At 71.0% G+C, this 7,409-nt stretch carries 13 protein-coding genes; all 13 read left to right on the top strand.

Features of this window, described 5'->3' with window-relative positions; genetic code table 11:
- The first annotated feature begins 58 nt into the window (after positions 1 to 58).
- Positions 59 to 283, top strand: coding sequence for a hypothetical protein (locus FrCorBMG51_RS21830; RefSeq protein ID WP_047224888.1), 225 nt, complete (start codon positions 59 to 61; stop codon positions 281 to 283).
- A gap of 64 nt (positions 284 to 347) precedes the next feature.
- Complete coding sequence (locus tag FrCorBMG51_RS21825) at positions 348 to 782, top strand: hypothetical protein (protein ID WP_047224887.1); 435 nt, start codon at positions 348 to 350, stop codon at positions 780 to 782.
- Entirely contained in the window at positions 779 to 1,123 is a 345-nt protein-coding gene (locus FrCorBMG51_RS21820) for a hypothetical protein (protein WP_047224886.1), read from the top strand. Before FrCorBMG51_RS21825 ends, FrCorBMG51_RS21820 begins: the two co-directional genes overlap by 4 nt.
- A gap of 58 nt (positions 1,124 to 1,181) precedes the next feature.
- Entirely contained in the window at positions 1,182 to 1,565 is a 384-nt protein-coding gene (locus FrCorBMG51_RS21815; protein ID WP_047224885.1) for a hypothetical protein, read from the top strand.
- Positions 1,562 to 1,945: a hypothetical protein gene (locus FrCorBMG51_RS21810; protein WP_047224884.1), complete on the top strand. Its 384-nt coding sequence runs from the start codon at positions 1,562 to 1,564 to the stop codon at positions 1,943 to 1,945. Before FrCorBMG51_RS21815 ends, FrCorBMG51_RS21810 begins: the two co-directional genes overlap by 4 nt.
- Before the next feature lie 97 nt (positions 1,946 to 2,042).
- Complete coding sequence (locus tag FrCorBMG51_RS21805) at positions 2,043 to 3,047, top strand: DUF932 domain-containing protein (protein WP_047224883.1); 1,005 nt, start codon at positions 2,043 to 2,045, stop codon at positions 3,045 to 3,047.
- Between the two features lie 100 nt (positions 3,048 to 3,147).
- On the top strand, positions 3,148 to 3,654 hold the full coding sequence (locus FrCorBMG51_RS21800) for a hypothetical protein (RefSeq protein ID WP_047224882.1): 507 nt from the start codon (positions 3,148 to 3,150) through the stop codon (positions 3,652 to 3,654).
- Positions 3,655 to 3,797: 143 nt separating this feature from the next.
- The gene (locus FrCorBMG51_RS21795; protein ID WP_047224881.1) at positions 3,798 to 4,157 is read left to right on the top strand and encodes a hypothetical protein; all 360 of its coding nucleotides are present in this window, start codon (positions 3,798 to 3,800) and stop codon (positions 4,155 to 4,157) included.
- A gap of 110 nt (positions 4,158 to 4,267) precedes the next feature.
- Positions 4,268 to 4,585, top strand: a complete 318-nt coding sequence (locus FrCorBMG51_RS21790) for a hypothetical protein (RefSeq protein WP_047224880.1) — start codon at positions 4,268 to 4,270, stop codon at positions 4,583 to 4,585.
- Between the two features lie 114 nt (positions 4,586 to 4,699).
- On the top strand, positions 4,700 to 4,984 hold the full coding sequence (locus FrCorBMG51_RS21785) for a hypothetical protein (RefSeq protein ID WP_139342380.1): 285 nt from the start codon (positions 4,700 to 4,702) through the stop codon (positions 4,982 to 4,984).
- Between the two features lie 175 nt (positions 4,985 to 5,159).
- Positions 5,160 to 6,422: a DNA polymerase III subunit beta gene (locus FrCorBMG51_RS21780; protein WP_235433803.1), complete on the top strand. Its 1,263-nt coding sequence runs from the start codon at positions 5,160 to 5,162 to the stop codon at positions 6,420 to 6,422.
- A gap of 136 nt (positions 6,423 to 6,558) precedes the next feature.
- Positions 6,559 to 6,891, top strand: a complete 333-nt coding sequence (locus tag FrCorBMG51_RS27505; RefSeq protein ID WP_086055611.1) for a hypothetical protein — start codon at positions 6,559 to 6,561, stop codon at positions 6,889 to 6,891.
- 3 nt (positions 6,892 to 6,894) lie between these two features.
- Complete coding sequence (locus FrCorBMG51_RS21770; protein ID WP_052914931.1) at positions 6,895 to 7,392, top strand: hypothetical protein; 498 nt, start codon at positions 6,895 to 6,897, stop codon at positions 7,390 to 7,392.
- The last annotated feature ends 17 nt before the right edge of the window (positions 7,393 to 7,409 follow it).

Genomic DNA, 7,409 nt, shown 5'->3' with positions numbered 1-7,409 from the left:
TCCGGTGCCCGTATTCGGGTAACCGTTGGAATTGTGGTCGGTGAAGGGAGTTCAAGACATGGGCACCGTGAAGGACGTTTCCTGGGCCATCGGCCGGACGGCGACATGGCGGCCGGGCACGGTCGGCGGGATCGTCATCGAGGTTCGGATCATCGACGTCAAGTGGTCCTACGGCCAGCAGCGGGCGCAGGTGACGCCCGTCGCGGGATCCGGGGAGCAGTGGGTGCAGTGCGACCGGCTGGTTCTGCTTCCTGCGCGCGACGCGGACACCGTGGCGCGCTGAGCGGACAGCCTGCCCGCTTGCCGTCACCACCGTACGAGTCTCTCGAGTGCCGAGGACAACGACAATGACTATCAGTAACACGATGTCACCGGACTATGTGACACGTTTCAAGCTCGGCGTGTGGCGTGAGCTGATCACATCAGCCGTCGTCGAGTGGAACCCAGACCAGACGACAAACCTGTATGGCTCCGGCTTCGATGGTACGGAGACCGAGTTTCTGTGCGGGGAGCCTGCCGACGACATCCGCGACTTCCTGGATGGCGCCGCCGATGACCTGATGTCGTTGGCGGAGCGTCTGGGCTCACGGGCTCCCGCACCCGAGGAACTGGGCCGGGACTGGGTCCTGTCGCGGCAGCGGGCAGGTGCGGGACTGTGGGACTGCGGCTACGGCCCGGAAGGGGACCGGCTGCACGCAGAGGCGATCGTCTATGGAGACATCCTCTTGGAGGTCTCCGGGCTCGAGGACAACCCCGACAGTTGGGTGGTGCGGGTCCTGTGAACGGCCGGCATCTGCGCGTCCACCATCGCGACTACTACGACCACGAAGTCCACGACGGGGACATCCTCGCGCACGGCGAACGGTCCGAGGATCTCGCCTGCGAGCCCGACGACTACTACCGGGAAGACGGGCTCGACGCCGTGGATCTGGCAGTGGCCGCGTTGAGCAAGCTCGAGGCCACGGAGCCATCGGGCTGGCCGTTTCCCGGGTCGCACTGTTGGTGGGGCGGAACGGTCACGCTGGACTACTACACGGGTGAGACGCGGGAGACCTCCGCGCATCCGCGTGGGTTCAGCGATGCCGAGTGCCGCGCAATCTGGGCGCGACTGACCAGCGCATAGCCAGCGTGCACCGCGCGCCTTTCTCTTCTCTCTGCTGATCTTTTTTCGAGGTGGTGCCATGCTCGGCGTGCTCGCGGATCCCGTGGTTCGGATCGGGGTCTACATCGACGATGACCACGACTACTACCTGTCCCCGGCCGGCGACCTTGATGTGATCGTCGAGGAGCGGGCGCACTTCGTGGCCGGGACGTGGGCGGCCTATCAGTTGACGACGGTGGTCCAGTGCCCGCACTGCGACCGCCGGTACGCCACGGACGTGCTCGGCGGCGTGGTGGTGGAGACGACCGCGCTGGCCGGGTCGATCGTCTGGGCTGACGACGTGTTCCTGCGGGAGAACCCCGCCGGCTACCTGGCGCTACAGATCCGGGACCTGATCGCTGCCGAGCGGGAGGATCCGTCCCCGGCCACGGCCTGGTGGCCCCTGCCCGGGGAGGTGCCGTGAGCCGGGTCGAGGCGGTGGCGCTGGCGAACGGCGCACGGGCCCGCCGGGGGAACGTCGCGCTGCTGGTGTCCCCGCACCGGGAGCCGCTGACCGGTGGCGGCCCGGACGCCGTCCACGTCGAGCTGGTCGTGATCCGCTCGGTCACCCGCGACGGGCGGGTACGCGCCTACGAGGAGATGTGGCCGGGCGGGCGGCCCGTCCGCGTCGCCACCATCGCCTGGACGATCATCAGCCTGGTCGACGCGTCCGCGCTCGACCCGGCCCGCGCGGTCGCGATCGCCCGCGCGCACACCTACCCGGGCCACCGGCAGGTCCGCCCCTGGGCGTCGCTGGCCGAGGCCCGCGCGGCGCTGCGCCCCGCCCGCACATCCGCTCCGTAATCCCCCGCAGCCTGCCTGCCGCCGGACGGTGCCCGGCGGCCCGCCGGCATGCCTCGCATCGCCGCCCAAACCCCGGTCCCGAGGGAAGGAACCCCAGATGTCGAAGGAAACCCTGGCCTGGCTGAACAGCAACACGCTGATCGGTTTCACGACCAAGCGCGGTCACGCCTGGCACTACCGCGCCGACCAGCAGGGCGAGACCAACCACTACCCGGGGCCGATCCCGGTCGAGGACGTCGAGCGCCGGCTGTTCGGCTGGCAGGCCCTCGAACAGCCGATCTACGTCGAGTCGCCCGTCACTGGCGGACTCGACGTCGTCCCGGACCGCAAGGCCATCGTGCGCTCCGACACCGGGACCGTGATGGGCGTGTTCAGCGACGGCTACCTACCCCACGCCTACCAGGAGTGGCTGGTCGACAACGTCGGGCAGCTCCTCGACGACGCTCTCGCGATCGGGTCGGCCGGCCTGCTGCGCGGCGGGGCGGTGGCGTGGGTGTCGGTGGAGGTCCCCGACACGATCACGACCCCGGAGGGTGTCGCGTTCCGCCCGAACCTGCTGGCCACGACGTCGTTCGACGGGTCGCTGTCCACGACCTACAAGCGGATCGTGACGAACGTCGTGTGCGACAACACGATGGCGGCCGGCCTGCGGGAACAGGGCCAGCAGACCAAGGTCAAGCACTCCGCCAAGTCACACCTCCGGCTCGCCGAGGCCCGGGAGGCGCTCGCGATCGTGCACACGATCGCCGACGACTTCGCCGCCGAGGTCGCCGAACTGTGCGCGCTGGACGTGTCCGACCGGCAGTGGGCGGCGTTCCTGGACGCCCACGTCCCGATGCCCGCGAACCCGGGGCGGGCGCGGACCGGCGCCGAGAAACACCGCGACACCCTGACCCGGCTGTGGAACCACGACGAGCGGGTCTCCCCGTGGCGCAACACCGGCTGGGGCGTGCTGCAAGCGGTCAACACCTACACCCACCACGAACAGACCGTCCGCGGCGCGACCCGCGCCGAACGCAACATGCTGCGCGCCGTGACCGGCGGAGCGGACAACCTCGACGGCTCCACCCTCGCCACGCTGCGCACCCTGCTACCCGCCTGACCCGACCCCCAGCCTGGCATCGCCCTGCCCCCGACAGCCCGCTCGTCGCAGGCGGGGTGATGCCCTGCCCGCACAGCTGACCGGAAAGGAGCGGGTAGCGATGTTCGCCGGACTGGCCGTCGACGGCACGACCGTGAACAGCCTGGACGAGGACAGCACCATCGAGCTGACCTTCGCCACCGACACCGAGTTCCGCTGCACCGCCTGCGGGGCGGACCTCGTCGAGACCCCCGGCGGCTTCGACGACGACACCGGCGAGTCCGACTGCCCCGCCTACCTCCCGGACGGACCCGACGCGGACGACACCGGACCGCACACGCCCGAGCGGGTGGCGCTGGCGTGGTGCAACAGCGCCGGCATCCGCACCGACGAAACCGACGACGCGATCACCCTGAGCCTGTCCACCGGCGACCCACGCGGCGCGTTCACGATCACCATCCGGCGGGTTCCCGACGACGCCGACAGCCCGCTCGCGGGACGGCTGCTGCTGCACCTGCCCCACCCGGGCGAGCCGACGCCACACGAACCGCTCCACCCGCTGCACCCCGGAACGTTCGTCATCGGCCGGCCCGCCCCCACCCGGCGGGGCCACCTGACCGCCGCCTGAACACCCGCCCGACAGCCAGCGCCGCACCGGCCCGGTTGCCCGTCCGTAACGGCGGGACGGGCACGCCCGCTCGGACACACCCGCCGGCCTATGGCTGAGCGGGTGTTTCGCCCGTACCCCCTCACGACCAGGAAGGCACCCGCATGCCCATGACACCGACGCTCGCGGTCGCCACCGACTTCATCGCGTCGCACGCAACAGAGCAGGACCTGACCCGCATCAGCGCAACGGTCAAGCAGCGGCGGGCCGCCCTCGCCGCGATCCGGACCGCGTCCCTGACCACCGGCACCCCCGTGCGGATCACCACCGTCAAGCCCCGCTCCCTCGACGGCCTGACCGGCACCATCGGCCAGATCGACGGCAAGCACGCCACGATCATCCTCGACGCCGCGTCCACGGACCGGCTGCGCGTCACCCCCACCAATCTCCGCTTTCTCGTCCCCACCGGCGCGATCAGCGTCGACCTGCACGGCGTGCCGCTGCGCTGCTGCCTGCCCACCTGACCGGCCCACAGCACACCGGGCGGGGCACGGGCGGCGCTGGCGTGCCCCGCCCGGACGCGGGACCCGTGACCGTACCCGGCTCCCTTTTCCCTCCTGGGAGGGACACGACCATGACTGCTGCCCGCACCATGCGCGTCACCATCAGCGGCGTCTCCTCGGAGTACGAGGTACCGGCCAACGACGACCGGTGGAACGGCTTCGCCGTGCCCGGCTTCACCCTGGAGCAGGTCCGCCGTTTGGCGGCCGAGACCGCCGCGCTGGCCGCGACCGTGCCCGCCGACGAGATCGACACGATCACCATCGGTGACGACGCCACCGTCTCGGTCCACAGCGGCCAGTGGGGCTCTACGACCGTCGTCGACCCCGCCCCGGACGGCCTGTACTACATCGGCGCCTACGAGTGGGCCTGGGAGATCGCCGGCACGTGAGCGAAGTGGCGTCATCCGCATCACGATCACGTCGCCCGCGAAGGCGAAAGAAGCATGCCCGTCACGCCGCCATCGGTGGCACGCCCATGCGCCAGCGAGAAAGGAGAAATGATCATGGAGTTTGACCCGTATGACCCGATGCACCGGGTGGCCCTGCACGAGGCGTCGGTGGACACGTGGGCTCGGTGCGGCGACGAGTTCTGGATCAAGACGTCGGAGGGCTGGAAGCTACCCGGGTGGCGGGGCCACGCGATCAACACGGACGAGTTGCCCGCAGGCACCACCATCACCATCAAGATCACTATTCCGATGGCGTGGCTGACCGACGACCAGCTCCGGCGGTTTGGCTCCACCGACGAGCAGATCACGAGGCTCCGGAGGAATTGGGACCGGCGCTGATCGCTCCCCAACCGACCGGCGTTGGCCAGACCCCTCCCGGCCGGCGCCGGCGGGGAGTCGCGCCGCGCGGGCCGCCCTCACTGACCGATCGGCTACCGACGCGCGGGTCCCGGGCGTCCCGCCGGCTCTGGCCTCCTGCCGCGATCCCCGTGTCCGCAAGAGATGGAGGTGCCGCATGCCATCCGACACCATGACCGTCACCGCACTGCCCGCCGTCACCACCGCCGCTGGTGTGACCGCTGTCGTCACGTACCGGGACCTGCTCGCGGCCCTGGCCACGGTCGCGGCCGTCATTGACCGCAAGAGCCGGCCGCCGTGGAACGCGGCCCTGGTCACCGCCAGCCCGGACGGGAATCTCACCATCACCGGTGCCGGCTACACCGCGACCGTCTCGGTCCGCCTGCCCGGCGTCGCCCGGTCCCCGGGCCGGTTCCTGGTCGAGGGCTGGGCGCTGACACAGATGTGCAAGGCGCTGGTCCGCGGCGAGCGCCGCCGCGACACCGACGACCTGCCCGTCCTGCTCGACGGCTCCCTCCCGGCCGCCCCCACCGTCACCATCGGCGACTACACCATCCCGCTGACCGGCCTGCCCCCGGAAGACCATCCCGGCGACTGCCGGCCCGCGCCGACGATCGCCACCGTCGACCAGCAGGCGTTGCGGGCCGCGTTGGACCGTGTCCTGCCCGCGGTCGGGCGGGACGACACTCTGCGGGCCCTCACCGGCGTGCAGCTGTCCTTCTCATCCGGTCTGGCGACCCTGGCCGCGACCGACCGGTACCGCCTGGCCGTCGATTCCCTACCCGCGACCGGCACCAGCCCGACCGGGCGGCAGGAACTCCTCGTCCCCGGGAAGATCCTCGCCGCGTGTGCCGAGGCATGGACCGACCAGCGTGTGGCCATCGGTCGCCATCGCGCCGAGTCCGACGTCGCCCGGGTCACCTTCACCTGCGGGCAGACCACCGTGAGCCTGGTCGAGATCGACGGCAGCTACCCGCCCTGGCACAGGCTGCTCACGCTCGACGTCCAGCACACCGCCGCGTTCGACCGGGCGACGGTGCAGGCCCACGTAGAACGGGTCCTCGCCATCCTCGCCGCCCACCCGACGGCCACTGGCTCGATCATGACGCTGACGCTCACCCCCGCCGGGGTGCGGGTGGCGCCGTTGCTTCCCGAGCACGACGCGAGAGTCAGCGCCCCAACACTGCCCGCGACGACATCGGTCACGGACGGAACCGTCCGCTGGGCGTTCAAGGCCGCCTATCTCCGGGACGCCCTCGCCGCGCTCCCGGGCGACACCGTCGTGTTCTCCGGGCAGCCGGACGTCGCCCAAGCCGTCCTGCTGACCTCTCTCACCGGGCAGACGGCGGGCGCTTCGCCGTATCGGCACCTGCTCATGCCCATCCGTATCAACCAACCGCCCGTCTCCCCGCGCGTCTGACGGCCACTGCGCCGGCCCCGATCACGGCCATTCCATCCCATTCCCTGACGCACCCACGCGTTCTGAGCTGACATCCCATACCCCTGCGCCGGGCGCGTTTCCTCCCGGCCGAACACGGAAAGGAACGCCATTTCCGATGATCTACCTGAGTCGCCGTCGCCGTCGGCGGATGCGCTTCTGGGGGTTCGTGCTGCTGGCGGTGTGGCTCTTGGGGGTCGCCGCCGCGCACGACGTCACCCTGCTCGTCGCCTACGCGGCGATCACCCTCATCGCGATCACCGTCGACCTGGCCGCGGGCCGGAGCCGACGCGGCCGGCACCACCTCCCACCTCGCCGGCACCGTGGCACTGCCACCGCCCGCCCGCCCCGGTCCGGGCCGTCGCCCGGCTCGGCGGGCACGGCCGGGACACACCAGCGCCCGCCGGCCCGGGACGGCCACCTGACCGGCTTGACGCAGAAGGGCAGATGACCGATGCCACCTCGGCCGCGTACACAGACCGCCGGCCGCCCACGACGCGACCGGAACGACCGCAGGACGAACACCGGCGGACCCCCGACCGAACACGACGTCGCCGACGCCCGCGCACTCCTGCAAGCCCTGCACGGCGAGGCCGCCAACCTCAGCGACGCCTTCCGGGATGCGGCGCCCTGGGACCACCACAGCCCGGGATACGACCCGGACCGCATCATCCGCATCCTTACCGCCCTCCAGACGCTGATCCCCGAACAGATCGCATTCTGGGAGAACAAAATCTCCCCGTCCACCGCACGACAGATGTGGAAATCCTTCCTGTTCAGTGATCACTGCCGCGCCTGCGCGCTTCGCTGCCACACCTGCCACACCCTCGCCGACGCCCTCGGCTACGAACGTGTCGGCGGCCAGCGAGCCTGGCGTCGCCGCACCGAAAACCCGGACACCCCGACAGCAGCGACCGACAACTCCCCGCCGCAGGCGCTCCCGCCGACCTGACGGCGGTTCCCCGCCGG

The organism is Protofrankia coriariae, assembly GCF_001017755.1.
Classification (GTDB): Bacteria; Actinomycetota; Actinomycetes; order Frankiales; family Frankiaceae; genus Protofrankia; species Protofrankia coriariae.
Note: the sequence above shows the minus strand (reverse complement) of the source record. Positions and strands in the feature narration are given on the sequence as shown.

Coding starts and splice junctions, on each gene's coding strand:
- FrCorBMG51_RS21780 (WP_235433803.1), top strand. CDS start 5,160: ATGCCATCCGACACCATGACCGTCACCGCACTGCCCGCCGTCACCACC.
- FrCorBMG51_RS21805 (WP_047224883.1), top strand. CDS start 2,043: ATGTCGAAGGAAACCCTGGCCTGGCTGAACAGCAACACGCTGATCGGT.
- FrCorBMG51_RS21790 (WP_047224880.1), top strand. CDS start 4,268: ATGACTGCTGCCCGCACCATGCGCGTCACCATCAGCGGCGTCTCCTCG.
- FrCorBMG51_RS21795 (WP_047224881.1), top strand. CDS start 3,798: ATGCCCATGACACCGACGCTCGCGGTCGCCACCGACTTCATCGCGTCG.
- FrCorBMG51_RS21785 (WP_139342380.1), top strand. CDS start 4,700: ATGGAGTTTGACCCGTATGACCCGATGCACCGGGTGGCCCTGCACGAG.
- FrCorBMG51_RS27505 (WP_086055611.1), top strand. CDS start 6,559: ATGATCTACCTGAGTCGCCGTCGCCGTCGGCGGATGCGCTTCTGGGGG.
- FrCorBMG51_RS21815 (WP_047224885.1), top strand. CDS start 1,182: ATGCTCGGCGTGCTCGCGGATCCCGTGGTTCGGATCGGGGTCTACATC.
- FrCorBMG51_RS21770 (WP_052914931.1), top strand. CDS start 6,895: ATGCCACCTCGGCCGCGTACACAGACCGCCGGCCGCCCACGACGCGAC.
- FrCorBMG51_RS21800 (WP_047224882.1), top strand. CDS start 3,148: ATGTTCGCCGGACTGGCCGTCGACGGCACGACCGTGAACAGCCTGGAC.
- FrCorBMG51_RS21830 (WP_047224888.1), top strand. CDS start 59: ATGGGCACCGTGAAGGACGTTTCCTGGGCCATCGGCCGGACGGCGACA.
- FrCorBMG51_RS21825 (WP_047224887.1), top strand. CDS start 348: ATGACTATCAGTAACACGATGTCACCGGACTATGTGACACGTTTCAAG.